Source organism: Streptomyces sp. NPDC111520, from assembly GCF_055635295.1.
On the sequence record NZ_JBVKBW010000001.1, the window covers coordinates 334,226 to 359,000 of the forward strand.

At 72.0% G+C, this 24,775-nt stretch carries 25 protein-coding genes; 16 read left to right on the forward strand and 9 right to left on the reverse strand.

Annotated elements, in window-relative coordinates; genetic code table 11:
* Positions 1-49: 49 nt before the first annotated feature.
* The gene (locus ACZ7MY_RS01560) at positions 50-508 is read right to left on the reverse strand and encodes a peroxiredoxin (protein ID WP_499598661.1); all 459 of its coding nucleotides are present in this window, start codon (positions 506-508) and stop codon (positions 50-52) included.
* 132 nt (positions 509-640) lie between these two features.
* Positions 641-1,081 (reverse strand): DUF3052 domain-containing protein, encoded by a 441-nt coding sequence (locus ACZ7MY_RS01565; protein WP_026250565.1) that lies wholly within the window; start codon positions 1,079-1,081, stop codon positions 641-643.
* Between the two features lie 406 nt (positions 1,082-1,487).
* Between ACZ7MY_RS01565 and aceE the strand changes: the two genes are divergently transcribed.
* Complete coding sequence (gene aceE / locus ACZ7MY_RS01570) at positions 1,488-4,232, forward strand: pyruvate dehydrogenase (acetyl-transferring), homodimeric type (RefSeq protein WP_499598663.1); 2,745 nt, start codon at positions 1,488-1,490, stop codon at positions 4,230-4,232.
* A gap of 80 nt (positions 4,233-4,312) precedes the next feature.
* Here aceE and ACZ7MY_RS01575 read toward each other — a convergent pair whose 3' ends face one another.
* A complete protein-coding gene (locus ACZ7MY_RS01575) occupies positions 4,313-4,705 on the reverse strand; it encodes a peptidase inhibitor family I36 protein (protein WP_499598665.1) in 393 nt (130 codons plus the stop codon).
* 104 nt (positions 4,706-4,809) lie between these two features.
* A complete protein-coding gene (locus tag ACZ7MY_RS01580) occupies positions 4,810-6,411 on the reverse strand; it encodes an MFS transporter (protein WP_499598667.1) in 1,602 nt (533 codons plus the stop codon).
* Positions 6,412-6,517: 106 nt separating this feature from the next.
* On the opposite strand from ACZ7MY_RS01580, the gene ACZ7MY_RS01585 reads away from it, so the two are divergent.
* The 3 genes from ACZ7MY_RS01585 (at position 6,518) to ACZ7MY_RS01595 (ending at position 9,389) form a co-directional block, all read left to right on the forward strand.
* A complete protein-coding gene (locus tag ACZ7MY_RS01585; RefSeq protein WP_499598668.1) occupies positions 6,518-7,201 on the forward strand; it encodes a TetR/AcrR family transcriptional regulator in 684 nt (227 codons plus the stop codon).
* A gap of 53 nt (positions 7,202-7,254) precedes the next feature.
* Positions 7,255-8,454, forward strand: coding sequence for an alpha/beta hydrolase (locus tag ACZ7MY_RS01590; RefSeq protein ID WP_499598670.1), 1,200 nt, complete (start codon positions 7,255-7,257; stop codon positions 8,452-8,454).
* A 146-nt stretch (positions 8,455-8,600) separates the two neighbouring features.
* Positions 8,601-9,389 carry a DUF4429 domain-containing protein gene (locus tag ACZ7MY_RS01595; RefSeq protein WP_499598671.1) on the forward strand — a complete coding sequence of 263 codons (789 nt, stop codon included), beginning with the start codon at positions 8,601-8,603 and terminating at the stop codon, positions 9,387-9,389.
* Here ACZ7MY_RS01595 and ACZ7MY_RS01600 read toward each other — a convergent pair.
* Both ACZ7MY_RS01600 and ACZ7MY_RS01605 read right to left on the reverse strand, forming a co-directional pair.
* Entirely contained in the window at positions 9,350-10,375 is a 1,026-nt protein-coding gene (locus tag ACZ7MY_RS01600; RefSeq protein ID WP_499598673.1) for an aldo/keto reductase, read from the reverse strand. The genes ACZ7MY_RS01595 and ACZ7MY_RS01600 overlap by 40 nt on opposite strands.
* A gap of 5 nt (positions 10,376-10,380) precedes the next feature.
* Positions 10,381-10,842 carry a MerR family transcriptional regulator gene (locus tag ACZ7MY_RS01605; RefSeq protein ID WP_499598675.1) on the reverse strand — a complete coding sequence of 154 codons (462 nt, stop codon included), beginning with the start codon at positions 10,840-10,842 and terminating at the stop codon, positions 10,381-10,383.
* Between the two features lie 61 nt (positions 10,843-10,903).
* On the opposite strand from ACZ7MY_RS01605, the gene ACZ7MY_RS01610 reads away from it, so the two are divergent.
* On the forward strand, positions 10,904-11,722 hold the full coding sequence (locus tag ACZ7MY_RS01610) for a serine hydrolase domain-containing protein (RefSeq protein WP_499598677.1): 819 nt from the start codon (positions 10,904-10,906) through the stop codon (positions 11,720-11,722).
* On the opposite strand, the gene ACZ7MY_RS01615 is transcribed toward ACZ7MY_RS01610, so the two are convergent.
* Complete coding sequence (locus ACZ7MY_RS01615; RefSeq protein WP_499598679.1) at positions 11,694-12,416, reverse strand: cache domain-containing protein; 723 nt, start codon at positions 12,414-12,416, stop codon at positions 11,694-11,696. The genes ACZ7MY_RS01610 and ACZ7MY_RS01615 overlap by 29 nt on opposite strands.
* 47 nt (positions 12,417-12,463) lie before the next feature.
* Positions 12,464-13,210 (reverse strand): FadR/GntR family transcriptional regulator, encoded by a 747-nt coding sequence (locus tag ACZ7MY_RS01620; protein ID WP_499598681.1) that lies wholly within the window; start codon positions 13,208-13,210, stop codon positions 12,464-12,466.
* A 114-nt stretch (positions 13,211-13,324) separates the two neighbouring features.
* Here ACZ7MY_RS01620 and ACZ7MY_RS01625 point away from each other — a divergent pair, with 114 nt between their 5' ends.
* From ACZ7MY_RS01625 to fabF, 9 genes are all read left to right on the forward strand, one after another.
* Positions 13,325-14,413 carry an ABC transporter ATP-binding protein gene (locus ACZ7MY_RS01625; RefSeq protein WP_499598683.1) on the forward strand — a complete coding sequence of 363 codons (1,089 nt, stop codon included), beginning with the start codon at positions 13,325-13,327 and terminating at the stop codon, positions 14,411-14,413.
* Positions 14,404-15,603, forward strand: a complete 1,200-nt coding sequence (locus ACZ7MY_RS01630; RefSeq protein ID WP_499598685.1) for an ABC transporter substrate-binding protein — start codon at positions 14,404-14,406, stop codon at positions 15,601-15,603. Before ACZ7MY_RS01625 ends, ACZ7MY_RS01630 begins: the two co-directional genes overlap by 10 nt.
* Positions 15,604-15,610: 7 nt before the next feature.
* Positions 15,611-16,519 (forward strand): ABC transporter permease, encoded by a 909-nt coding sequence (locus ACZ7MY_RS01635; protein WP_499598686.1) that lies wholly within the window; start codon positions 15,611-15,613, stop codon positions 16,517-16,519.
* Between the two features lie 11 nt (positions 16,520-16,530).
* Positions 16,531-17,346 carry an ABC transporter permease gene (locus ACZ7MY_RS01640; RefSeq protein WP_499598688.1) on the forward strand — a complete coding sequence of 272 codons (816 nt, stop codon included), beginning with the start codon at positions 16,531-16,533 and terminating at the stop codon, positions 17,344-17,346.
* 67 nt (positions 17,347-17,413) lie between these two features.
* Positions 17,414-18,613: a PucR family transcriptional regulator gene (locus ACZ7MY_RS01645; protein WP_499598689.1), complete on the forward strand. Its 1,200-nt coding sequence runs from the start codon at positions 17,414-17,416 to the stop codon at positions 18,611-18,613.
* Positions 18,614-18,713: 100 nt separating this feature from the next.
* Complete coding sequence (locus ACZ7MY_RS01650; RefSeq protein WP_499598690.1) at positions 18,714-19,649, forward strand: ACP S-malonyltransferase; 936 nt, start codon at positions 18,714-18,716, stop codon at positions 19,647-19,649.
* 14 nt (positions 19,650-19,663) lie between these two features.
* A complete protein-coding gene (locus tag ACZ7MY_RS01655; RefSeq protein WP_499598692.1) occupies positions 19,664-20,695 on the forward strand; it encodes a ketoacyl-ACP synthase III in 1,032 nt (343 codons plus the stop codon).
* A gap of 76 nt (positions 20,696-20,771) precedes the next feature.
* Positions 20,772-21,017, forward strand: a complete 246-nt coding sequence (locus tag ACZ7MY_RS01660) for an acyl carrier protein (RefSeq protein ID WP_018556746.1) — start codon at positions 20,772-20,774, stop codon at positions 21,015-21,017.
* Positions 21,018-21,081: 64 nt separating this feature from the next.
* Complete coding sequence (gene fabF / locus ACZ7MY_RS01665; RefSeq protein ID WP_499598694.1) at positions 21,082-22,344, forward strand: beta-ketoacyl-ACP synthase II; 1,263 nt, start codon at positions 21,082-21,084, stop codon at positions 22,342-22,344.
* A 67-nt stretch (positions 22,345-22,411) separates the two neighbouring features.
* On the opposite strand, the gene ACZ7MY_RS01670 is transcribed toward fabF, so the two are convergent.
* Entirely contained in the window at positions 22,412-23,368 is a 957-nt protein-coding gene (locus tag ACZ7MY_RS01670; protein ID WP_499598695.1) for a beta-ketoacyl-ACP synthase III, read from the reverse strand.
* Positions 23,369-23,430: 62 nt separating this feature from the next.
* Here ACZ7MY_RS01670 and ACZ7MY_RS01675 point away from each other — a divergent pair, with 62 nt between their 5' ends.
* Together ACZ7MY_RS01675 and ACZ7MY_RS01680 are read left to right on the forward strand one after the other, a co-directional pair.
* Positions 23,431-24,033 carry a TetR/AcrR family transcriptional regulator gene (locus tag ACZ7MY_RS01675; protein WP_499598697.1) on the forward strand — a complete coding sequence of 201 codons (603 nt, stop codon included), beginning with the start codon at positions 23,431-23,433 and terminating at the stop codon, positions 24,031-24,033.
* Between the two features lie 72 nt (positions 24,034-24,105).
* Positions 24,106-24,774 (forward strand): hypothetical protein, encoded by a 669-nt coding sequence (locus tag ACZ7MY_RS01680; protein WP_499598698.1) that lies wholly within the window; start codon positions 24,106-24,108, stop codon positions 24,772-24,774.
* The last annotated feature ends 1 nt before the right edge of the window (position 24,775 follow it).

The following is a 24,775-nucleotide window of genomic DNA, read 5'->3' on the forward strand; positions in this document are numbered from 1 at the left end:
TGCTCGTATCAGGATCAACGCCCTGAGGTTAGTACCCGGTTCCCCAGGACTACAGGGCTTCGAGCGCCTTGACGTACTCGTTCAGGTCACGGGCGTCCGGCAGGCCGTTGACGACGGTCCAGCGGATCACGCCCTCCTTGTCGATGACGAAGGTGCCGCGCACCGCGCAGCCCTTGTCCTCGGCGAAGACGTCGTAGGCCCGGGAGACCTCACCGTGCGGCCAGAAGTCGGAGAGCAGCGGGTACTCCAGGCCCTCCTGGTCGGAGAAGACGCGCTGGGTGTGCATCGAGTCGTTGGAGACCGCGAGCAGCTGGACCTCGTCGTTCTGGAAGGCCGGCAGCTCGTCGCGGAGCGCGCACAGCTCGCCGGTGCAGACCCCGGTGAAGGCGAAGGGGAAGAAGAGCAGGACGACGTTCTTGGAGCCCTTGAAGTCGGACAGCCGCACGGTCCGGCCGTGCTGGTCCCGCAACGCGAAGTCGGGGGCCTGGTCGCCTACGGCGAGCGCCATGGTGGACACACCTCTCGGTGGACGGAGACGGACCCACGGCCGGGTCCCTCCGTCAGTCTCGCACCGCGGGACGCACGCGATACGAGGCGCCCCCGCGACGCTCGGTCACGGGGGCGCGGTACCGGGCTGCGCTCAGCGCTTGCCGGCCTTCGCCGTCTTGGGGGTCACCAGACGACTGGCGGTCCAGTCCTTGGAGACGTTGACACTGCTGGTCTGAGCCAGGCCCGCGGTCTGCGCGGCCTCTCCGATGTCACTCGGCTCGACGTGCCCGTCACGGCCGGTCTTCGGGGTCATGAGCCAGATCTGGGCGCCCTCGTCGATGGCGGACGTGGCGTCGACCAGGGCGTCGGTCAGATCGCCGTCATCATCACGGAACCACAGGATGACGCCGTCGGCGACGTCGTCGTACTCCTCGTCCGCGAGCTCTTCGCCCGTGATCCCCTCAATACCCTCACGGAGCTCGTGATCGACGTCGTCGTCGTAGCCGAGCTCCTGGACCACCTGTCCGGGCTCAAAACCAAGCCGGCTCGCCGGGTTGGTTTGCTCCTCCGCGTGGCCCGCGGTCGCGCTCACGCTCTGCCTCCTGTCATGGGGGTTGTCTTCCCGCTCCTGTGCGGGGTTATGGGCGGTAGTCCACACGGGCGCGGCGGATCGCGCAAGTACCCAGCCGCCCATCCCGCCCAAACGTTGACGTGTCACCGCAACCCGAACCGTGAGGGGTGACGTGGCTCACTCCACTATGCCAGGGTTTCTCCCGAATCGGGGTTGCGGTCGGTCGTACGTCCGAGTGGGCGTAGAGTTGCGGTTTGGTCGAACGGCCACCGGACAGCCATGCGAGAGCCTCAAGAGGGTCTGGAAGAGGGGTCTGTCTCACTTAGTGGTGGTTACCACTCAGTAGAGATGACGTATCCCGAACGCGCGGTACACGATGGAGGCGGCGCGACCCAGCAGAGCAAGACCCTAGAAGCGAAGGAATAGCGTGGCTTCCGGATCAGATCGCAACCCGATCATCATTGGCGGCCTTCCCAGCCAGGTCCCGGATTTCGATCCCGAGGAGACGGCGGAATGGCTCGACTCGCTTGACGCCGCCATCGACGAGCGCGGACGCGAGCGCGCCCGCTACCTCATGCTCCGCCTGATCGAGCGAGCCCGCGAGCGGCGGGTTGCCGTGCCCGAGATGCGCAGCACCGATTACGTCAACACCATCGCCACCAAGGACGAGCCGTTCTTCCCCGGCAACGAGGACATCGAGCGGCGCATCCTGAACGCGACCCGCTGGAACGCGGCGGTCATGGTGTCCCGGGCGCAGCGCCCGGGCATCGGCGTCGGCGGGCACATCGCCACCTTCGCGTCCTCGGCCTCCCTGTACGACGTGGGCTTCAACCACTTCTTCCGGGGCAAGGACGACGGCAAGGGCGGGGACCAGATCTTCTTCCAGGGCCACGCCTCCCCCGGCGTGTACGCCCGTGCCTTCATGCTGGACCGGCTCTCCGAGACCCAGCTCGACGCCTTCCGCCAGGAGAAGTCCAAGGCGCCGTACGGCCTGTCGAGCTACCCGCACCCGCGGCTCATGCCGGACTTCTGGGAGTTCCCGACCGTCTCCATGGGCCTCGGCCCGCTGGGCGCGATCTACCAGGCGCGGATGAACCGCTACCTGCAGGCGCGCGGCATCGCCGACACCGAGCAGTCGCACGTGTGGGCCTTCCTCGGCGACGGCGAGATGGACGAGCCCGAGTCGCTCGGTCAGCTCTCCCTGGCCGCCCGTGAGGGCCTGGACAACCTCACCTTCGTCGTCAACTGCAACCTGCAGCGGCTCGACGGCCCGGTGCGCGGCAACGGCAAGATCATCCAGGAGCTGGAGTCGCAGTTCCGCGGTGCCGGCTGGAACGTCATCAAGCTGATCTGGGACCGCACCTGGGACCCGCTGCTCGCCCAGGACCGCGACGGCGTGCTGGTGAACAAGCTCAACACCACGCCCGACGGCCAGTTCCAGACCTACGCCACCGAGACCGGCGAGTACATCCGCGACCACTTCTTCGGCGACGACCACCGGCTGCGCAAGATGGTCGAGGGCCTCACCGACGCCCAGATCCTGCACCTGGGCCGCGGCGGCCACGACCACCGCAAGATCTACGCGGCGTACAAGGCGGCCCGCGAGCACAAGGGCCAGCCGACCGTGATCCTGGCCCAGACCGTCAAGGGCTGGACGCTCGGCCCCAACTTCGAGGGCCGCAACGCGACCCACCAGATGAAGAAGCTGACGGTCGACGACCTCAAGCGCTTCCGCGACCGTCTGCACCTGCCGATCGCCGACAAGGAGCTGGAGTCCGGCGCGCCGCCGTACTACCACCCGGGCCGGAACTCGGAGGAGATCCAGTACATGCACGACCGGCGCAAGGGCCTGGGCGGCTACGTCCCGACCCGCGTCGTGCGCGCGAAGCCGCTGGCCCTGCCGGACGACAAGGCCTACGCGGGCACCCGCAAGGGCTCCGGCCAGCAGACGATCGCCACCACCATGGCCTTCGTCCGGCTGCTGAAGGACCTCATGCGGGACAAGGAGATCGGCAAGCGCTTCGTGCCGATCGCCCCGGACGAGTACCGCACCTTCGGCATGGACTCGCTCTTCCCGTCGGCCAAGATCTACAACCCGCTGGGCCAGACGTACGAGTCGGTCGACCGCGAGCTGCTGCTGGCGTACAAGGAGTCCCCGACCGGCCAGATGCTGCACGACGGCATCTCCGAGGCGGGCTGCACCGCCTCGCTGATCGCCGCCGGGTCGTCCTACGCGACCCACGGCGAGCCGCTGATCCCGGTCTACGTCTTCTACTCGATGTTCGGCTTCCAGCGGACCGGCGACCAGTTCTGGCAGATGGCCGACCAGCTGGCGCGCGGCTTCGTGCTGGGCGCCACGGCGGGCCGCACCACCCTCACCGGTGAGGGCCTGCAGCACGCCGACGGCCACTCGCACCTGCTGGCCTCGACCAACCCGGCCGTCGTCGCGTACGACCCCGCGTTCGGCTTCGAGATGGCGCACATCGTCCGGGACGGCCTGCGCCGCATGTACGGCGAGCCCGCCCCCGGCGAGGACCCGAACGTCTTCTACTACCTCACCGTCTACAACGAGCCGATCGTCCAGCCGGCCGAGCCGGAGAACGTGGACGTCGAGGGCATCCTCAGGGGCCTGTACAAGTACCGGGCCGCCGAGGCGGGCGCGATCCCGGCGCAGATCCTGGCCTCCGGCGTGGGCGTGCCGTGGGCGCTGGAGGCGCAGCGGATCCTCGCCGAGGAGTGGAACGTCCGGGCCGACGTGTGGTCCGCGACCTCCTGGAACGAGCTGCGGCGCGACGCCGTCGAGGCCGAGGAGCACAACCTGCTCCACCCGGAGGAGGAGCAGCGCGTCCCCTACGTGACGCGGAAGCTCAGCGGCTCCGAGGGCCCGTTCGTGGCCGTCTCGGACTGGATGCGGGCCGTCCCGGACCAGATCTCCCGCTGGGTGCCGGGCACCTGGCAGTCGCTCGGTGCCGACGGCTTCGGCTTCGCCGACACCCGTGGCGCGGCGCGCCGGTTCTTCCACATCGACGCCCAGTCGGTGGTCCTCGGCGTGCTCACCGAGCTCGCCCGGGAGGGGAAGATCGACCGCTCCGTGCTGAAGCAGGCGATCGACCGCTACCAGCTGCTCGACGTCGCCGCCGCCGACCCCGGCGCTGCGGGCGGCGACGCGTAACACCGTCGTCCCGACCGGGCCCCCGCCGCGCGAGTGCGCGGCGGGGGCCCCGGCGTTTCCCGGCTCCCCGCGGGCTCGTGTCACTGGTCGACGATCTGGAAGGCGCGGACGGTGTGCCCGGACTCCGGGACCCAGGTGCCGGACGGGAACGTCTCGAAGTCGCCCTCGGTGGAGCACTCGGCGCTCTGGTAGGTCGTCACGAGCTTGCGCGTCCGGTTGACGAACGACTTCGCGGACGTCCCGGGCGGCAGCGGCACGCAGGAGTTGACGTCGGTGTCGGCGAGCTCGTGGACGAGACGCGCCCCGCGGAATCCCGGCTTCCCCCACAGGCACAGCTCCCCCGGGTCGCAGCGGCCGGCCGGACCGGCCGCCGTGGGGCCGGACGCCGTGGGGGCGGCGGCCGCGGGCGGCGCGGGGGCCGCCAGGGCCGCTGCCGCCGCGGTCAGGGCAAGGGTCAGGGCCGCACTGCGCATGTGGATCACTCCCCCGTGGTGGTCGGAGTTCCACGGTGAACGGCGAGGCCCGGGGCCGCCAAGGGCCCCGGGCCTCGTTCACCCGGATAGGGAAACGTCCGGGGTCAGATGTGCACCCCGCCGCCCGCGGCGTCGGCGTTGACGCCGCGCTTGGTCAGGAAGGCGATGCCCGCGGCGAAGGCGGCCACGACGCCGGCGACGGTGAAGGCCAGCCCCATCCCCGAGAGGAAGGTCTCGTTGGTGACCTTGGTGATCAGCGCGACGACCTCGGCCGGGGTGTCCTTGGCGACGGGCGGCACGCCGACCACGACCGCGTCGGCGGCCTGCGCCGCCTGCTCGCCCTTCAGCGGCGGCAGGCCGGCCGCGGCCCACTTCTCGGGCAGCGCGCTGTCCACCCGCGAGGCCATGATCGTGCCGAGGACGGCGGTACCGAGGCTGCCGCCGACCTGCATGGCGGAGCCCTGGAGTCCGCCGGCCACCCCGGACAGCTCCAGCGGGGCGTTGCCGACGATGACGTCGGTGGCGCCGACCATCACGGGGGCCAGCCCGAGGCCCAGCAGCGCGAACCACAGGGACATGACCCCGGTGCCGGAGTCGGCCTCCAGGCCGGTCATGCCGAACATGGCGACCGCCGTGCACACCATGCCGCCGACCAGCGGCACCCGGGGACCGAACTTGGTGATCAGCGCGCCCGCGACGGGCGAGCTGACGATCATCATCGCGGTGAGCGGCAGCAGGTGGACGCCGCACTCCACCGCCGACATGCCGTGGACGTTCTGCAGGTAGAAGGTGACGAAGAACAGGCCGCCCAGGAAGGCGAAGGCCATGAGCACCATCAGCGCGGTGCCCGCGGACAGCGGTACCGAACGGAACATCCGCAGCGGGATCAGCGGCTCGGAGGCCTTGGTCTCCCAGAGTGCGAACAGGACGAAGAGCAGCACGGAGCCGACCAGGAAGCCCAGGGTCAGCGGGTCGCCCCAGCCCCACTCCGGGGCCTTGATCAGGCCCCAGACCAGACCGAACATCGCGCTGGAGAGCAGCACGATGCCGGGGACGTCGAAGGACCGCGGGGCGTTCTCGGCGCGCACGTCCTTGAGGATGACCAGGCCCAGGACCAGCGCGACCAGACCCACGGGCACGTTGATGAAGAAGACCGACTCCCAGTTGACGTGCTCGACGAGCAGACCGCCCGCGATCGGCCCGGCGGCGGTGGAGGCACCGATGACCATGCCCCAGATGCCGATGGCCATGTTGAGCTTCTCGGCCGGGAAGGTGGCGCGCAGCAGGCCGAGCGCGGCGGGCTGCAGCAGCGCGCCGAACACGCCCTGCAGGACGCGGAGCGCGATCACCATGCCGACGCCGCTGGACACCCCGATCAGGCCGGAGGTGAGGGCGAAGCCCGCGAGGCCGACGAGGAAGGTCTGGCGGTGGCCGAACCGGTCGCCGAGCTTGCCCGCGGTGATCAGCGAGACCGCCAGGGCCAGCATGTAGCCGGTGGTGATCCACTGGATCTGCTCGCGGGAGGCACCCAGGTCGGCTTGGATGGCCGGGTTGGCGACGGCGACGATCGTGCCGTCCAGGGCCACCACCATGACGCCGATGGCGACCGAGAACAGGGTCAGCCAGGGGTGGCCGCGGAGGGGTTTCTTGGAAGGCGCCGGTATCGAGTCCGGGGCCTTGTCGGTGACGACGGAGCCTTGGGTCATGGGCAAGAGATTATGTCAGTGCCTGACATTTGACCAAAGCAGTCATCCGTCGGTAACTGTCAGGAAGCACGGAACTATCGTGGGGCCCCCTGGAGGTGGACGGCAGATGAAGCACGCGATGCGCGCGACGCCCGTGTGCGGACTGCGCGAACGCAAGAAGCAGCGCACGCGCGACGCGCTCATACGGGCCGCGATCGAACTGTTCGTCGTCAAGGGCTACGAGCGCACGACCGTCGACGAGATCGCCGCCGAGGTCGAGGTCTCGCAGCGCACCTTCTTCCGCTACTTCGCGGGCAAGGAGGAGGTCGCGCTCGCGCTGGAGGACAGCGTCGAGGAGGCCTTCGTCTCCGCCGTGGCCGAGCGCCCGGCCGGCGAACCGCCCTTCGAGGCGCTGCGCGCGGCGCTGGACGAGTCCTGGCACAGCATCAGCGCCGTCATCGCCGCCGTCGTGCCGCTGTCGACGTACATGGCGATGTACCGGGTGATCGAGTCCACGCCGACGCTGCTGTCCGCCCAGATGCGCCACTCGGCGCTCGTCGAGGAGCGGCTCGCCTCGGTCATCGCCGCCCGGGAGGGACTGGACGCGGCCGACCCGCGGCCGCGGGTGCTCGTGGCGGCCGTCGGCGGGGTCATCCGGGTGGCCCAGCGGCTGTGGGGCGACGGCGACGAGACCACCGTGGAGTCCATCCGACGGGTCACCGAGGAACACCTCGACCTGCTGGTCCCGGTCCTCGCACAACCGTGGGACGAACACCAGGGTGTGTCCGGAATCTCCTTGTTCCAAACGTGACTTGGCTCACGGCGTGCCCAGGGGGTCTCCGGCGTCTCCTAGGGTGTCCCCCAGTGAACCTCGTCGACGAGCGCTTCAGCTCCCCCTCCCTGCGCGCCCTTCTGGCCCTGGCCGTGGTCTTCGTCATGCTGGCGACCACCGGCTGGACCGCGCTGCGCCAGCACAAGGGCGGCGGGGACGCGCTGTCGGTGGCCACCGCCGCGTGGCGGCACGGCTCGGTCGGCGGGCGTGCTCTTCCCGATCCCCAGGCGGCCCCCGGTGTGATCGCGCGCTTCTTCGCCTCGGTCGGACCGGACGGCGCCAAACGGCTCGCCGACCGCTACCCGCTCGTCGTCGGCAACCTCAACGGCGCCCCGCTCGCCCTGCGTTACCAGGCCAACCGGCGTTCGCTCGGCACGGCCCGCGTCCAGGAGACCGCCCGTTCGCGCAGTGCCCTGCTGACCGCGGAGGGCCGCCAGGACGCCGCGCGACGCGCCGAACGCTACGCCTCACTGCTCGACGGGGGACGGCAGATCCTCGCCTTCGACCCCACCGGCCGGGGCCGCGCCGCCGAGGTCTTCGGCGACCTCGGTTCCGCCGAACGGGTGTCGCTCGTCGTGCCCGGGGTCGACACCGACGTGCTCTCCTTCGAACGCGAGGACGACCCGACCCGGGCCCCCGTCGGCATGGCCCGCTCGCTGTACGCGTCCGAGCGCGCCGCCGCCCCGCGCACCCGGACGGCCGTCATCGCCTGGGCCGACTACACCACCCCGCAGGGCGTCGGCCTGGACGCCTCCACCGGGGAACTGGCCGAGCAGGGCGCCGTCCGGCTGGCCGCGCTGGTACGGGCGTTGCCCGCCCGCGGCCGCGTCTCGCTGTTCTGCCATTCCTACGGCTCGGTGCTGTGCGGAGTCGCCGCCCCCGGCCTGCCGGCCGGCCGGGTCTCCGACATCGCCGTCTTCGGCAGCCCCGGCATGCGGGTCGACAAGGCGGCCGACCTGGGCACGGCCGCCCGGGTCTGGGCGACCCGGGACAGCACCGACTGGATCGGCGACGTGCCGCACATGGAGTTCGCCGGACTCGGCCACGGCGCCGACCCCGTCTCCCGGGCCTTCGGCGCCCGCGTGGTGAGCTCCGAGGCCGCCGAAGGGCACGCGGGCTACTTCCGCTCCGGCACGGACAGCCTCGCCAACTTCACCAGCATCGCCCTCGGCCGCTACCCGGACGTCCGGTGCGCCGACGGCAGCGACTGCACGGCGGGCGTGGCCGAGTAGCCACCCCGAGGACGGCGCTCCGCCGCGCGACGCACCGCACCCGGTGCGCCTGCGGCGCCGGATGGGGCACCCCGTGTGCCGACATGGCCTAGTCCGGCCGCGCCCGGCCGGTTCCCGAAACGGCGACGCGGCCTACGATGACCCGTATGGGTGACGTATTGGCCGGATCCAACGCCGTATGGGAGTTCGATGCCGACGCTGTGCTCATCCGTTACGAGCGGGGGATGCGCAACTCGAAGCTGCTGCAGATCCTGGGCCGGCGTCGTGTCCCCTTCGAAGCCCTCGCGGGCGTCGAACTCGCCCCGGGGCGGCGCGGGACGATGGTGCTGCGCGCGCTTCCGCGCCGGGGCGCCGACCCCCTGATGGAGGCCGCCAAGGGCCAGCTCAAGGAGTCCGCCGACCCCTACCGGCTGGTGCTGCCCGCGGAGCGGGAACTGCTCGCCGAGTACTACGCCGGGGAGCTGCTGTCCGCGATCGGCGCGGCCGGAGGCGGCGCGGAGGCCGGGCCCGCCCAGCGCCACCTGGTGGACGTGCCGTCCGCTCCCCACTCGTTCAAGGCGTACGACGGCAAGGCCACCTTCGACGGCGACACGGTGTCCTTCCGCTGGTTCTGGACGGGCGCCTCGACGGCCAAGTGGAAGGCCGGCGACCAGCACTTCCCGGTGGCCGCGCTGTCGGGGGTCGACTGGCGCTCCCCCGAGATGCTCGGCGGCCACCTGCGGCTGCTGCCGCGCGACGCGGACGGCCACGGCGCCGGCAACCCCGACGACGACCCGGCGACCGTCGTCTTCGGACTGGGCTACGGCCTCGTCCACGAGTCGCTGCCGCTCGCGGCGGCGGTCGTGGCGGCCGTCCAGCGGGCCGCGCGGACCCGGCCCGCCCTGGAGCGTGAGAGCTACTCGCGCGCCGCCGACGTGGACGACATGTCCGGGTAGCGGTCACCCGCGACCTGACCGGCGATCGGTTCCAGCCGGCCCAGCTCCGCCGCGTCGAGCACGATCCGGGTGGCGGCGGCGTTCTCCCGCAGACGCCCGGCCTTGCGGGTCCCCGGGATCGGCACCACGGTCAGGCCGTGCACCTGTGCCCGCTGCTGCACCCACGCCAGGGCGATCTGTGCGGGCGTGGCGCCGTGCGCCCCGGCGATCTCCCGCAGCGGCTCCAGCAGGTCGAGGTTGCGCTTGGCGTTCTCCCCCGAGAAGCGGGGCTGGCTCTGCCGGAAGTCGTCCGCCGTCAGCTCGGAGGCGTCCTGGAAGGAGCCGGTCAGGAAGCCCCGGCCCAGCGGGGAGTACGGCACGAGCGCCACCCCCAGCTCGGCGGCGGCGCCGGTCAGCGAGACCTCCACGTCCCGGCTGAAGAGCGACCACTCCGACTGAACGGCCGTGATCGGGTGCACCGCGTGCGCCTCGCGCAGTTCGGCCCCGGTCACCTCCGACAGGCCCAGGTACCTGACCTTGCCCGCCCGCACCAGCTCGGCCATCGCGCCGACGGAGTCGGCCAGCGGCACGGCGGGGTCGCGGCGGTGCATGTAGTACAGGTCGATGACGTCCACACCGAGCCTGCGCAGGCTGCCGTCGACGGCCCGGCGGACGTACTCCGGGTCGTTGCGCACGGCCCGGTACCGCAGGTCGTCGGCCTTCCGTTCCATGCCGAACTTGGTGGCGAGGGTGATCTCGTCCCGGTGCTCGCGCACGAAGGGGGCGAGGAACTCCTCGTTGGCGCCCAGGCCGTACACGTCGGCGGTGTCGAGGAGGGTGACCCCGAGGTCCAGGGCGGCGTCGAGGGTGGCGCGGGCGGCGGCCTCGTCGGTGGGGCCGTAGAACTCGCTCATGCCCATGCAGCCGAGCCCCTGGACGCCGACCCGGGGGCCGTCCGTGCCGAGCGTGACCTCGGCGATCGGCTCGTACGTGTCGCTGTCACTCATGCGCTTCACGCCCTCTCCGACGCCCGGCGGGCGTCTGCGTAGGTGTCGATCTTGTGGTCCAGGACCGCGAGGGTGTCCTGCAGCTCGGCGATCCGCCGCAGCACGTCGCGCCGGGTGGACTCCAGCAGCTCCTGCCGCTCGGGGAAGGTGTGCTGCCCCAGCCGCACCAGCTCGGCGTAGCGGACCATGTCCGCGACCGGCATGCCGGTCAGCCGCAGCTTGCCGACGAAGGCCAGCCAGTCGAGGTCGCGGTTGGTGAAGCGGCGCTGCCCGGTGTGGGAGCGGTCGACGTGCGGCATCAGCCCGATGCGCTCGTACCAGCGCAGCGTGTGCGCGGTCAGTCCGGTGAAGGCCGCCACCTCGCTGATCGTGTAGCGGTCCCGGCCGTCCGGCAGGGGGTGCCGCGCCTCGTCGGAGCAGTTGCGTACGCTTCCGGGCTTGCTCTTGGCCACCTGCGTCACGGTCATGGGTTCCACGCTAAAACCCTGGAGTGCACTCCAGGCAAGGCCATTCGTTAGGCTCACCGTCATGCGGAGCCTGAGCAGCCTGAGCGCCATCGAGAACTGGCCTGTCCCGACGGCGTCGGCGGCGGTCGTCCGCCGTGACGGCACGGTCCTGGGAACGTACGGCGAGACCGGACGGCGCTTCCGGCTGGCGTCGGTGACCAAGCCGCTGTCCGCCTACGCGGCGCTCGTCGCGGTGGAGGAGGGCGCGGTCGAGCTCGACGAACTGGCCGGGCCCGAGGGCTCCACCGTACGGCACCTGCTCGCCCACGCCTCCGGCTTCGCCTTCGACGAGCACCGGGTGATGGCGGCCCCCGGCACGCGGCGGATCTACTCCAACGCCGGCTTCGACGCGCTGGCGGACCACATCACCAAGGCCGGCGGGATCCCCTTCGCCGAGTACCTGCGCCAGGCGGTGCTGGAGCCGCTCGGCATGCACGCCACCGACTGCCCCGGCTCGGCGGGCGCCGGCGCGGTCTCCACCGTCGACGACCTGGTCCGCTTCGCCGCCGAACTGCAGGCACCGCGGCTGCTGGCCCCGCAGACCGTCGCCGCGGCGACCTCCGTCGTCTTCCCCGGCCTCAAGGGCGTGCTGCCCGGCTACGGCGGTCAGAACCCCAACGACTGGGGCCTGGGCTTCGAGATCCGGGACCACAAGTCCCCGCACTGGACGGGCGCCGCGTCCTCCCCGCGCACCTTCGGCCACTTCGGCCAGTCCGGCACCTTCCTGTGGGTGGACCCCGACGCGGGCGCCGCCTGCGTGGTCCTGACGGACCGTGACTTCGGCGAGTGGGCCCTGCCGTTGTGGCCGGCGCTCACGGACGCGGTCCTGGCAGAGCTGTGACCAGCGTCAGCGGGATCGGTCCGCAGGACCGGCCGCTGACACCGCGCAGGAGGGAACCGGCCAGGTGGCGGGGGTCGGTGGAGGCGGCGACCCGGCCCCGGGCGTTGACCAGGGCGGCCGGTGCGGGCAGCCGGTGCAGCAGGGGCAGCACGGCGGCCTCGAAGTGGCGCAGGTAGACGTCGGCCGCGGCGACCCCGAGGAAGTGCCCGCCGTGCCGGACCGGCACCGACAGGGTGAGGCTGTACTCGTCGGAGCACAGGTAGTCCACGTACGGCCCGGCCACGGCACGTTCGCCGGTGGCGCGGGGCAGCGCGAACCAGTCCCAGTGGGTGTAGTCGGAGTACGCCGAGGTGCCCGGGTCGAGGTCGGGCAGGAGTGGGCGCAGGCCGTCCTCGCCGTGGTTCTGCCACCACTCCAGCCAGGCGGGTACGTCGCCGAGCAGCCCGGGTTCGGCGATGAAGCCGATGCCGGAGACCAGGTCGTGACGGCGCCGCAGCCGGTCGTGCAGCAGGGGGCGCAGCGCGGCGAGGTCGGCCGTGGTGGGGGCCCGGCCGGCGGCGCGCACCGCGGCGATGGCGGTGGTGCGCTCGGCGACCCGGGCGACGTCGGCGAAGACGTCCTCCAGGGTGCCGCGGACCCGGTCCACGACGTCGGCGACGACCTCGTCGACGAGGGCGGTTGAGCTGACGGCCACGGCGGCTGCCTCCGGTGCGGGAGGACGGGAGGTGCGGGACGCCCGGGTCAGCCGGTGACGGTCAGACGCAGTCCGATCAGGCGTTCCATCGCGTCCTGCACCCGTCGTTCGGCCAGGGACCGGGCCAACTCCGGGTCGCCGTCGCGCACGGCGCGGAGCAGCGCGCGGTGCAGCCCGACGACCGCCGCGCGGGCGTCGTCCTCCCCGAGTGCGAGACAGATTAGCGCTCCGATCTCCGCCTGGATACGGATCTCCTCCTTGGTGAGACGGGCCGACTGGGAGGCGGCGGCGAGTTCCACATGGAGCCGGCCGTAGACGCGGCCGCGGGCGGCGGGGTCGGCGGCGGCCTCGAACTCCTCCAGGGAGCGTTCCAGCGGGGCGAGGTCCTCCGGCGCGGTGCGCTGGGCGGCCAGCAGGGCGGCGGTACCGGCGACGGCGGCCCAGTGGTCGGCCAGGTCGCGCAGTTCCTCGGTGCTCCAGTCGGCCAGCCGGTGGCCGAGCCGGGCGGTGCGCGGCCGGTCGGGGGCGGTGACGAAGCTGCCGCCGCCGCGGCCGCGGCGGGTGGTGACCAGGCCCTGCTGCCGCAGGGCCATGAGGGCCTCGCGCAGGGTCACGGTGGAGACACCGAGGCGGGTGGCGAGCTCGCTCTCGCCGGGCAGTTGCTCCCCGTCGGCGAGCAGGCCCAGTTCGATGGCGTCCGCGAGGCGACGCACGACCGCGTCGACCCGGGCGAGGTTGCCGACCGGCGCGAAGACCGCGTGCAGCGCGCCATTCGAAAGTTTGCTCACCCGCACACCTTCTCACTTGGCGAAAGCTTTACCCCGGGCAGGCCTTGTCCTCTGAAATATAACTTCATAGGTTTTCGGTCAACGCGTCAACGCTCCAGCCAAGAGGGAGGTTCCCCACCGATGGAGGGAACGGCCGAGGAACCGGACAGCGGCACCCCCGCCGTACGCCTGCGGGACCTGCGCAAGTCCTTCGGGCAGGTGCACGCGGTCGCCGGGGTGGACCTGGAGGTGGCCGACGGCGAGTTCTTCTCGATGCTGGGCCCCTCCGGTTCCGGCAAGACCACGGTGCTGCGGATGGTCGCGGGCTTCGAGGCCCCCACCGGCGGCACGGTGGAGCTGGCCGGCCGGGACGTCACCCGGCTCGCCCCCTTCGAGCGGGACGTCAACACCGTCTTCCAGGACTACGCGCTCTTCCCGCACATGACGGTGGAGCAGAACGTCGCCTACGGGCTGAAGGTCCGCAAGGTGCCCAAGGCGGAACGGGTCGAACGCGCCCGCGCGGCGCTGGCGTCGGTCCGGCTGGAGGGGTTCGGCGGGCGCCGCCCGGCACAGCTCTCCGGCGGCCAGCGGCAGCGCGTCGCACTGGCCCGCGCCCTCGTGGGGCGTCCCCGGGTGCTGCTGCTCGACGAGCCGCTGGGGGCGCTCGACCTCAAGCTGCGCGAGCAGATGCAGGTCGAACTGAAGGCGATCCAACGCGAGGTGGGCATCACCTTCGTCCTCGTCACCCACGACCAGGAGGAGGCGCTGACCCTCAGCGACCGGATCGCGGTCTTCAACCAGGGCCGGATCGAGCAGGTCGGCACCCCCGCCGAGGTGTACGAGCGGCCGGCCACGCCCTTCGTCGCGGGTTTCGTGGGCATCTCCAACCTGCTCACCGACGGCACCGGGACCTACAGCGTCCGCCCGGAGAAGATCCGCCTGCTGGGTCCCGGCGGCCCCTCGGACGCCCCAAACGCCCCGGACGCCTCCGACGACGAGCTGCGCACCGTCTCCGGCACCGTCGCCGAGGTCGTCTACCTCGGCGACAGCACACGCTTCCTGGTCGACCTCGACGGGGGCGGACGGCTGACCGCCCTGCAGCAGAACCATGAGACCTCCTCGGCCGACGTCGCCGCCTACCGGGGAACCCGCGTCCGCCTCCAGTGGCACCGCCGGCACAACGTCACCGTCCAGTCCCCCCACCCGGAAACGGAGTCCACGTGCGTCTGACCCGTACCCTCGCAGCCTGCACCGTCCTGACCCTGGCCACCGCCTGCGGCGGGTCGTCCTCCCCCGGCAAGGGCGCCGGCTCCTCCGGCGGCGCCTTCACCCCGCCCAAGCTCAGCGCGCCGAAGGCGCTGGGCAAGACCGAGGGCGCGGTGAACCTGATCGCCTGGGCCGGCTACGCCGAGGACGGCTCGAACGACAAGTCCGTCGACTGGGTCACCCCGTTCGAGAAGGAGACCGGCTGCCAGGTCAACACCAAGGTGGCCGGCACCTCCGACGAGATGGTCAGCCTGATGAAGACCGGCCAGTACGACGCCGTGTCGGCCTCCGGCGACGCCTCGCTGCGCCTCATCGCCTCGGGCGACGCGGCACCGGTCAACACCGGCCTCGTCCCCAACTACAAGGACGTCTTCGCCGACCTGAAGATGCAGAAGTGGAACTCGGTGAACGGCGTCGCCTACGGCATCCCGCACGGCCGCGGCGCCAACCTGCTGATGTACCGCACCGACAAGGTCTCCCCCGCCCCCACCTCCTGGTCGGCGGTCTTCGACAAGGCCTCCCCCTACAAGGGCCACGTCACCGCGTACGACTCCGCCATCTACATCGCGGACGCCGCCCTCTACCTGATGAAGACCGAGCCGGAGCTGGGCATCAAGGACCCGTACGCGCTGGACCAGAAGCAGTTCGACGCCTCCGTCGCCCTGCTGAAGGAGCAGAACGCCAACGTCGGCGAGTACTGGAGCGACTACCTGAAGGAGATCTCCTCCTTCAAGAGCGGCGACTCCGTCATCGGCACCAGTTGGCAGGTCATCGCCAACCTCGCCAAGGCCGAGAAGGCACCGGTCGAGGCGGTCCTGCCGAGCGAGGGCTCCACCGGCTGGTCCGACACCTGGATGGTCTCGGCCAAGGCCCAGCACCCCAACTGCGCCTACAAGTGGCTGGACTGGATCGTCTCGCCGAAGGTGAACGCGCAGGTCGCCGAGTGGTTCGGCGAGGCCCCGGCGAACGAGAGGTCCTGCGCCCAGACGGCGGCCAAGGACCACTGCACCGTCTTCCACGCGGCCGACGAGCCCTACTGGAAGCAGGTCCACTTCTGGAACACGCCCATCCCGCAGTGCCTGGACGGCCGCACCGACGTCAAGTGCGTGCCGTACGCCCAGTGGGTCCAGGCCTGGACCGAGATCAAGGGCTGAGCCGTCCGTGACCACCACGTCCACCCCGCCCACCCCGCCCACCACGGCGGGCGGCACCCCCGGGCGGCGGCTGGCAGGTTCCCTGCACCGCCGCCCGCGGCTGCGGCTGTCGCTGCTGCTGTCCGCACCGCTGCTCTGGCTGGTGCTCGCCTACCTGGGCTCGCTGGCCGCGCTCTTCCTCTCCGCGTTCTGGACGACCGACCCCTTCACCTCCGACGTGGTGAGGGTCTGGAGCACCGACAACTTCCGCACCCTCCTCACCACGGACGTCTACCGGGACGTCGCCCTGCGCAGCGTCGGCGTGGCCGTCGCGGTGACCGCGATCGACGTCGTCGTCGCCTTCCCCATCGCCTTCTACACCGCCCGGGTGGCCGCCCCCAGGTACCGGCACCTGCTGGTGGTCGCCGTGCTCACCCCGCTGTGGGCCAGCTACCTGGTCAAGGCGTACGCCTGGCGGATCATGCTCTCCGAGGGCGGGCCGCTGGACTGGGCGCTGGCGCCACTCGGCCTGAGCGGACCCGGCTACGGGCTGCCCGCGGCGGTCGTCGTGCTGGCCTACCTGTGGCTGCCCTACATGATCCTGCCGATCCACGCCGGGCTGGAGCAGCTGCCGGACGCCCTGCTGGACGCCTCCGCCGACCTCGGGGCCCGCACCTGGCGCACCTTCCGGTCCGTGGTGCTGCCCATGGTGCTGCCCTCGGTCGCGGCCGGCTCGGTCTTCACCTTCTCGCTCAGCCTCGGCGACTACATCGCCGTGCAGATCGTCGGCGGCAAGACCCAGCTGATCGGCAACGTCGTCTACTCCAACATCACCCTCGACCTGCCGCTCGCCGCGGCGCTGGGCACCGTGCCGGTCGCGGTGATCGTCCTCTACCTGCTGGCCATGCGCCGCACCGGCGCGCTCCGGAGTCTGTGAGGGCCGTGACCATGCAACTCTCCCGTCCCGCCCGCATCGCCCTGCGCGTCGCGGCCGCGCTGGGCTTCGCGATCATCTACGTGCCGCTGCTGCTCGTCCTGCTCAACTCCTTCAACGCCGCCCGCGGCTTCGGCTGGCCCCCCTCGGGGCTGACCCTGCACTGGTGGGCCGACGCCTGGCACAGCTCCGGCGCCCGCTCCGCGCTGTGGACCTCGGTGAAGGCGGGGCTGGGCGCGACAGCGGTCTCCCTGGTCCTGGGCACCCTGATCGCCTTCGCCGTCTCCCGGTACCGCTTCTTCGGGCGGGAGGCGCTCTCCTTCGTCGTCGTCCTGCCGATCGCGCTGCCCGGCATCGTCACGGGCATCGCCCTCAACACCGCGTTCCGCGCGGTGCTGGAGCCGCTCGGCGTGGGGCTGGGGCTGTTCACGGTCGTCGTCGGCCACGCCACCTTCTGCGTCGTGGTGGTCTTCAACAACGTCGCGGCCCGGCTTCGGCGCACCTCGGGCTCGTACGAGGAAGCGGCGATGGACCTGGGGGCCGACACCTTCCAGGTCTTCCGCGACATCACCTTCCCGCTGATGCGCACCGCGCTGCTGGCCGGCGGACTGCTGGCCTTCGCCCTCTCCTTCGACGAGATCGTCGTCACCACCTTCACCGCGGGTCCCGGTGTCCAGACCCTCCCCGTGTGGATCTTCAGCAACATGGCCAGGCCGCAGCAGGCGCCCGTCGTCAACGTGGTGGCCGCGGTGCTCGTCGTCGCGTCGGTGATCCCGGTCTACCTCGCGCAGCGGCTGTCGGCCGACTCCGCCTCGGGAGGCCGCCTCTGAGCCGCAGGTGGCCGCAGGTGAGGGGTACGTGCCAATGCATCCGCCCGGATAAGGCAGGCTTGTACCCGTGCCAGAACCCGCGCTGAACGCATTCGACCCCGCCCGCGACCACCCCCACTCCGCCACGCTGAGGAGGCTGGAGAAGTCCTCGGGGCGCCTGGCGGCGGCCGCGATCGCGCGGATGGACGGGCAGCTGCCCTGGTACCGGGCCATGCCCCCGGAGAACCGCTCGTGGATCGGGCTGGTGGCGCAGGCGGGCATCGCGGCCTTCACGGAGTGGTTCCGCCACCCGGAGACCCCCCAGGCGATCAGCACCGACGTCTTCGGCACCGCCCCGCGGGAGCTGACCCGGGCGATCTCGCTGCGCCAGACGGTGGAGATGGTGCGCACCACCATCGAGGTCATGGAGTCGGCGATCGACGAGGTCGCGGCCCCCGGCGACGAGTCGGTGCTGCGCGAGGCGCTGCTGGTCTACGCGCGGGAGATCGCCTTCGCGACGGCCCAGGTCTACGCCCAGGCCGCCGAGGCGCGCGGCGCCTGGGACGCCCGGCTGGAGTCCCTGGTGGTCAACGCGGTGCTGTCCGGCGAGGCCGACGAGGGCGTGCTGTCGCGGGCGGCGGCGCTGGGCTGGAGCTCCCCCGACAAGATCGTGGTGGTGCTGGGCACGGCACCCAACGGGGACAGCGAGCTGACCGTCGAGGCGATCCGGCGGGCGGCGCGGCACGCCAAGCTGCAGGTGCTCACCGGGGTCCTCGGCGACCGCCTGATCGTGGTCGCGGGTGGTGACGGGGAGCCGCTGCGGGTCGCCAAGGCCCTGATCGGGCCGTTCGCGGCCGGTCCGGTGGTCGCCGGGCCCGTGGTCGGCGACCTGCTGGCGGCGTCGAAGTCGGCGGCGGCCGCGGCCGCGGGCCTGAAGGCGTGCGCGGCCTGGCCCGACGCGCCGCGTCCGGTGATCGCCGACGACCTGCTCCCGGAGCGCGCGATGGCGGGCGACCGACACGCCCGCGATCAGCTGGTGGAGGAGATCTACAGGCCGTTGGAGGAAGCTGGTTCGGCACTGCTTGAGACTCTGTCCGTCTACCTCGAACAGGCCTCGTCGCTGGAAGGGGCCGCCCGGATGTTGTTCGTTCACCCCAACACCGTTCGCTACCGGCTCCGACGTGTGACGGACGTCACCGGCTGGTCGCCCTCGGACGTGCGCTCCGCCTTCACCCTTCGCATCGCGCTCATCCTGGGCCGGCTCTCCGAGTCGGGGCAGACACCGTAGACCACTCAGGGCCTTTGTGGGACACCAACAAATCGCCCGTCGGTTCTTGGTCCCTGTCCCCACGGGCGGGGATCACCTCGCTCAAGAGAGAGTTGAAAGCGTGCTCGTACTCGTCGCTCCCGGCCAGGGCGCCCAGGCCCCCGGCTTCCTGAACCCGTGGCTCGAACTCCCCGGTGTCGCCGACCGTCTCTCCGGTCTGTCCTCGACCGCCGGTCTTGACCTCGCCCACTTCGGCACCAAGGCCGAGGCCGAGGAGATCCGTGACACCGCGGTCGCCCAGCCCCTGCTGGTGGCGGCCGGTCTGGTCGCGGCGGAGCAGCTGCTCGACGGCCCGGCCGCCACGCGTTCCGCGCTGGGCGCCGTGGCGGGTCACAGCGTCGGCGAGATCACGGCGGCGGCCGTCGGGGGCGTGCTGAGCGCCGAGGCGGCGATGAGCTTCGTCCGTACCCGCAGCACCGCGATGGCCCAGGCCGCGGCCGTCACCGAGACCGGCATGTCGGCCGTGCTCGGCGGCGACCCGGACGTCGTCGTCGCCCACCTGGAGAACCTCGGCCTCACCCCGGCGAACATCAACGGGGCCGGTCAGATCGTGGCGGCCGGCACCGCGAAGCAGCTCGCGGAGCTGACCTCGGACAAGCCCGAGAAGGCGCGGGTCATCCCGCTGAAGGTGGCGGGCGCGTTCCACACCCACCACATGACCCCGGCCGTGGCCGTGCTGGAGGAGCTGGCGCAGTCGCTGGCCGTCTCCGACCCCGCCCTGCCGTACGTGTCCAACGCCGACGGCGCGGTCGTCCGCTCCGGCGCCGAGGTCGTCTCGCGCCTGGTGTCGCAGGTGTCCAACCCGGTCCGCTGGGACCTGTGCATGGAGACCTTCAAGGAGCTCGGCGTCACCGCGATCATCGAGCTGGTGCCGGGTGGCACCCTGGTGGGGCTGGCCAAGCGCGCGCTGCCCGGCGTCGCGACCCTGGCCCTCAAGACCCCGGACGACCTCGAGGCCGCCCGCGCGATCGTGGCCGAGCACGGCACCCAGGAATAGGAGTCCCCGCAGACATGGCGAAGATCAGGCCCAGCAAGGGCTCCCCGTACGCGCGCATCATGGGCGTCGGCGGCTACCGGCCGACCCGTGTGGTGCCCAACGAGGTGATCCTGGAGAACATCGACTCCAGCGACGAGTGGATCCGCTCGCGCTCGGGCATCGCCTCCCGGCACTGGGCCGGCCCGGAGGAGACGGTCGCCGAGATGTCGGTGACCGCGGCGGGCAAGGCCATCGCCGACGCGGGGATCTCGGCGGAGGACATCGGGGGCGTCATCGTCGCCACCGTCTCCCACTTCAAGCAGACCCCGGCCGTCGCGACCGAGATCGCGCACCGGATCGGCGCGGGCAAGCCGGCCGCCTTCGACATCTCGGCGGGCTGCGCGGGCTTCACGTACGCCGTGACCCTCGCCAAGGGCATGGTCACCGAGGGCAGCGCGAAGCACGTCCTGGTGATCGGCGTCGAGCGGCTGAGCGACCTGACGGACAAGTCGGACCGCGCCACCGCCTTCCTCTTCGGCGACGGCGCGGGCGCGGTCATCATCGGCCCGGCCGACGAGCCCGAGATCGGCCCCACCGTCTGGGGCTCGGAGGGCGACAAGTCCAACACCATCACCCAGACCGTCGCGTGGGACCGCTTCCGTGTGGGCGACGTCTCGCAGCTGCCGGTGGGCGAGGACGGGGAGCTGAAGTTCCCCGCGATCACCCAGGAGGGCCAGACCGTCTTCCGCTGGGCGGTGTTCGAGATGGCCAAGGTGGCCCAGGAGGCGCTGGACGCCGCCGGGATCAGCGCGGACGACCTGGACGTCTTCATCCCGCACCAGGCCAACATGCGCATCATCGACTCGATGATCAAGGCGCTCAAGCTGCCGGAGCACGTCGCGGTCGCCCGCGACATCGAGACCACCGGCAACACCTCCGCCGCGTCGATCCCGCTCGCGATGGAGCGTCTGCTCGCCACCGGACAGGCCAAGAGCGGCGACACGGCACTGATCATCGGTTTCGGGGCAGGGCTCGTGTACGCCGCCACTGTCGTTACCCTCCCCTAGGCACCACCACCCACGCGGCGCGCACTCCCGCCCGCCGCAGCCCGTAGTAACCAGCACGAAGAAGGAGAGCGCCGCCATGGCCACCCAGGAAGAGATCGTCGAGGGTCTCGCGGAGATCGTGAACGAGATCGCCGGCATCCCGACCGAGGACGTCCAGCTGGACAAGTCCTTCACCGACGACCTGGACGTCGACTCGCTGTCCATGGTCGAGGTCGTCGTCGCCGCCGAGGAGCGCTTCGAGGTCAAGATCCCGGACGACGACGTCAAGCAGCTGAAGACCGTCGGCGACGCCGTCGACTACATCCTCAAGGCCCAGGCCTGAGCCTGAGCCACCCCTGGACGACGTGTCTGTCGCCCGCCCTTCTAGACGTGGAGAGACAATCCCTGTGAGCCCGACCAATCACACCGTGGTCGTCACCGGTATCGGCGCAACCACTCCGCTGGGCGGGGACAGCGCGTCGACCTGGGAAGGGTTGACCGCCGGACGTTCCGGCGTACGCCCCTTGGAGCAGGACTGGGCCGCCGAGCTGCCGGTGCGCATCGCCGCGCAGATCGCCGTGGAGCCGCTGGAGGTCCTGCCCCGCCCGGTCGCCCGCAAGCTCGACCGTTCGGCGCAGTTCGCGCTGATCGCCACCCGCGAGGCCTGGGCCGACGCGGGCTTCACCGCCAAGGCCGGCGAGGACAGCTCGGTCGACCCCGACCGCCTGGGCACCGTGATCGCCTCCGGCATCGGCGGCGTCACCACACTGCTCGACCAGTACGACAACCTCAAGAACTCCGGCCCGCGCAAGGTGTCCCCGCACACCGTGCCGATGCTGATGCCCAACAGCCCCTCGGCCAACGTCAGCCTCGAGGTCAACGCCCGCGCCGGTGTGCACACCCCGGTCAGCGCCTGCGCCTCCGGCGCCGAGGCCGTCGGCTACGCGTACGAGATGATCCGCTCCGGCCGCGCCGACGTCGTCGTGGCCGGCGGCACCGAGGCGGCCGTGCACCCGCTGCCGATCGCCGCGTTCGCCAACATGATGGCGATGTCCAAGAACAACGACGACCCGCGGGGCGCCTCCCGCCCGTACGACAAGGGCCGTGACGGCTTCGTCCTCGGCGAGGGCGCGGGTGTCGTGGTGCTGGAGTCGGCCGAGCACGCCGCCCGGCGCGGCGCCCGGGTCTACGCCGAGGTGCTGGGCCAGGGCCTGTCGTCCGACGCCCACCACATCGCGCAGCCGGAGCCCACCGGCCGCGGCATCGCCGCCGCGCTGGAGCAGCTGATCGCCGCGACCGGCCTGGACCTGGCGCAGATCGTCCACCTGAACGCGCACGCGACCTCCACCCCGCAGGGTGACGTGGCCGAGGTCAAGGCGCTCCGCAAGGTGCTCGGCGACCACCTGGACCACGTGGCCATCTCGGCCACCAAGTCGATGACCGGTCACCTGCTGGGCGGCGCCGGCGGCATCGAGACGGTCGCCACCGTCCTCGCCCTGCACCACCGGCTCGCGCCGCCGTCGATCAACATCGACGACCTGGACGACGAGATCGACCCCGGTCTGGTCTCCACCGAGGCGCGCAAGCTGCCCGAGGGCCCGATCGTGGCCGTCAACAACTCCTTCGGCTTCGGCGGCCACAACGTCGTCATGGCGTTCAAGAGCGCCTGAGCCGTACGGCACCCCTGAGGGCCGGTCAGCCGCTCGCGCGGCCGACCGGCCCTCTGCCGTCCCCGGGTCAGGGGCAGCCGACGACCTGCCCGGCCCAGGACAGCCCGCCGCCGAAACCGAGCAGCAGCACGGGAGCGCCCGGGGTGAGCTCGCCCCGCTCGACGAGCTTGGCGAAGGCCAGCGGCACGGAGGCCGCCGAGGTGTTCCCGGAGTCCACGACGTCACGCGCCACGACCGCCTGCGGGGCGTCCAACCGGCTCACGACGGCCTCGATGATCCGCAGGTTGGCCTGGTGCGTCACGATGCCGCCGAGCTCGCGGGGGGTGACACCGGCACGCCGGCAGGCCTCCTCGGCGACCGGGGCGAGGGTCGTGGTGGCCCAGCGGAAAACCGCCTGGCCGTCCTGGGCGAAGCGGGGCTGCCAGGCGCCGGCCAGCCGTACGGCGTCGGCGCGGGTGGGGTCCGAGCCCCACACGACCGGGCCGATGCCGGGGAGCGCCCCCGGAGCGGCGTCCGCGGCGCTGACCAGGGCCGCGCCGGCCCCGTCACCCAGCAGGACGCAGGTGCTGCGGTCGGTCCAGTCGGTGAGGTCCGACATCTTCTCGGCTCCGACGACCAGGGCGTGGCGCGCGGCGCCGGCCCGTACGGCGTGGTCTGCGGCGGCGAGCGCGGTGGTGAAGCCGGCGCAGGCGTTGTTGAGGTCGTAGGAGGCGGGGGCCGTCATGCCGAGCCGGGCCGCGACCTGGGCGGCGGTGCTGGGGCTGCGGTCGACGGCGCTGGAGGTGGCGACGACGACCAGGTCGACCTCGGAGGGGTCCAGGCCCGCGGTGGCGAGGGCCTTGCCCGCGGCGGCCACGGCCATGTCGGCGACCGACTCGTCCTCGTCGGCGATGTGCCGGGTGGCGATGCCGGTGCGCTGCCGGATCCAGGCGTCGCTGGTGTCGACCATGGTGGCCAAGTCGTCGTTGGTGAGGACGCGTTGCGGCTGGTGGTGGCCCAGGGCGGCGATGCGGGATGCAGTCATGCCGGAACTATAGCGACCGATCGATCGGACTCTAAAGGCGGAGGGGTGGCTACGATGGGCGCATGAGCCCACGCAAGTCCGCCGCCGAGGCGCGCCACACCCGTGAGCGGATCATCGAACGCAGCGTCGCGGTCGCCTCCGTGGAGGGTCTGGAGGGCCTCACGATCGGCCGGCTCGCGACCGACCTCGGGATCAGCAAGTCCGGGCTGCTGGGGCACTTCGGTACCAAGGAGGCCCTGCAGATCGCCGCGCTGCGGCGGGCCTCGGAGATCTTCACGCGCGCCGTGTGGGTGCCCGCGTCGGGGGCCGCCCCCGGCCTCGCCCGGCTGACCGCGATCTGCGAGGCCTGGGTGACCTACCTGGACCGCGAGCGCGAGGCCTTCCCGGGCGGCTGCCTGTTCACCGCCTCCGCCGTGGAGTTCGACGGCCGGGAGGGGCCGGTCCGGGACGCGGTCGCCCGGCTCTACAGCGTCTGGCGGCGCCGGCTGACCCGCGACATCCGGGCCGCCGTGGAGCACGGCGAACTGCCCCCGGACACCGACCCGGAGCAGCTGGTCTTCGAGCTGAACGGGATCTACTTCTCGCTCAACCACGCCGTCCAGCTCTTCGGGGACCGGAGCGCCCCCGACCGCGCCCGGCGTGCGCTGCGGCGTGTCCTGAGCTGACGAATCAGCCCTTCGGGGGGATTGGCCGCATCCCCCGGATGGGCGCGCCCGGCCCCGCGCAGGATCGTGTCCATGAGCATCTGGCTGAGGGGGGCCGGCCTCACGGCGGCCGCGGCGCTGACGGTGCTGGTGCCGGGCGCGGCCGGGGGGACGGCGTACGCGCACGACCCACCGGGGCCACCGGGGCCGCCCGTGGTCCGGTTCCTGCCCGACGGCACCGTGCGGGTGGAGACCGGCGGCGGGGCCGTCCGGGTGGAGACACGTGACGGGGAGACCCGGGCCCGGGTCTCGCACGGCGGGGACACCGTGGACGCCCGCACGGGCAAGGGCGGCTCGTCCGCGACCGTCCGGCGACGGCACTGTCCCGCGTACGAGTCGACGGTCAACGCCCGCACCGACGGCGGCGGTTCGCGGGGCTCGGTGTCCTGGCGGCACCCCTGCGGGCCGGCGCCGCGCCCCACCCCCGCCCGCCCCGTGCGCCGCGCACCGGCCCCGGCACCCACGCCCACCCCCACCCCGACACCGACACCGACACCGACACCGACCCCCACCCCGACACCCACGCCGACGCCGACGCCGACGCCCCGCGCGGAACTCCCGGTGGTCGCCTACCGCAAGGCGAGCGCGCCGCCCCCGCCCGAGGGGCCGAGCATCGTCCAGCTCATGCTGCTCGTCACCGCCCCGGCGGTCCTGTCCGCCGCGGCGCTCAAACCCCGCTCCCAAGCCCGCTCCCGGAGGTGAT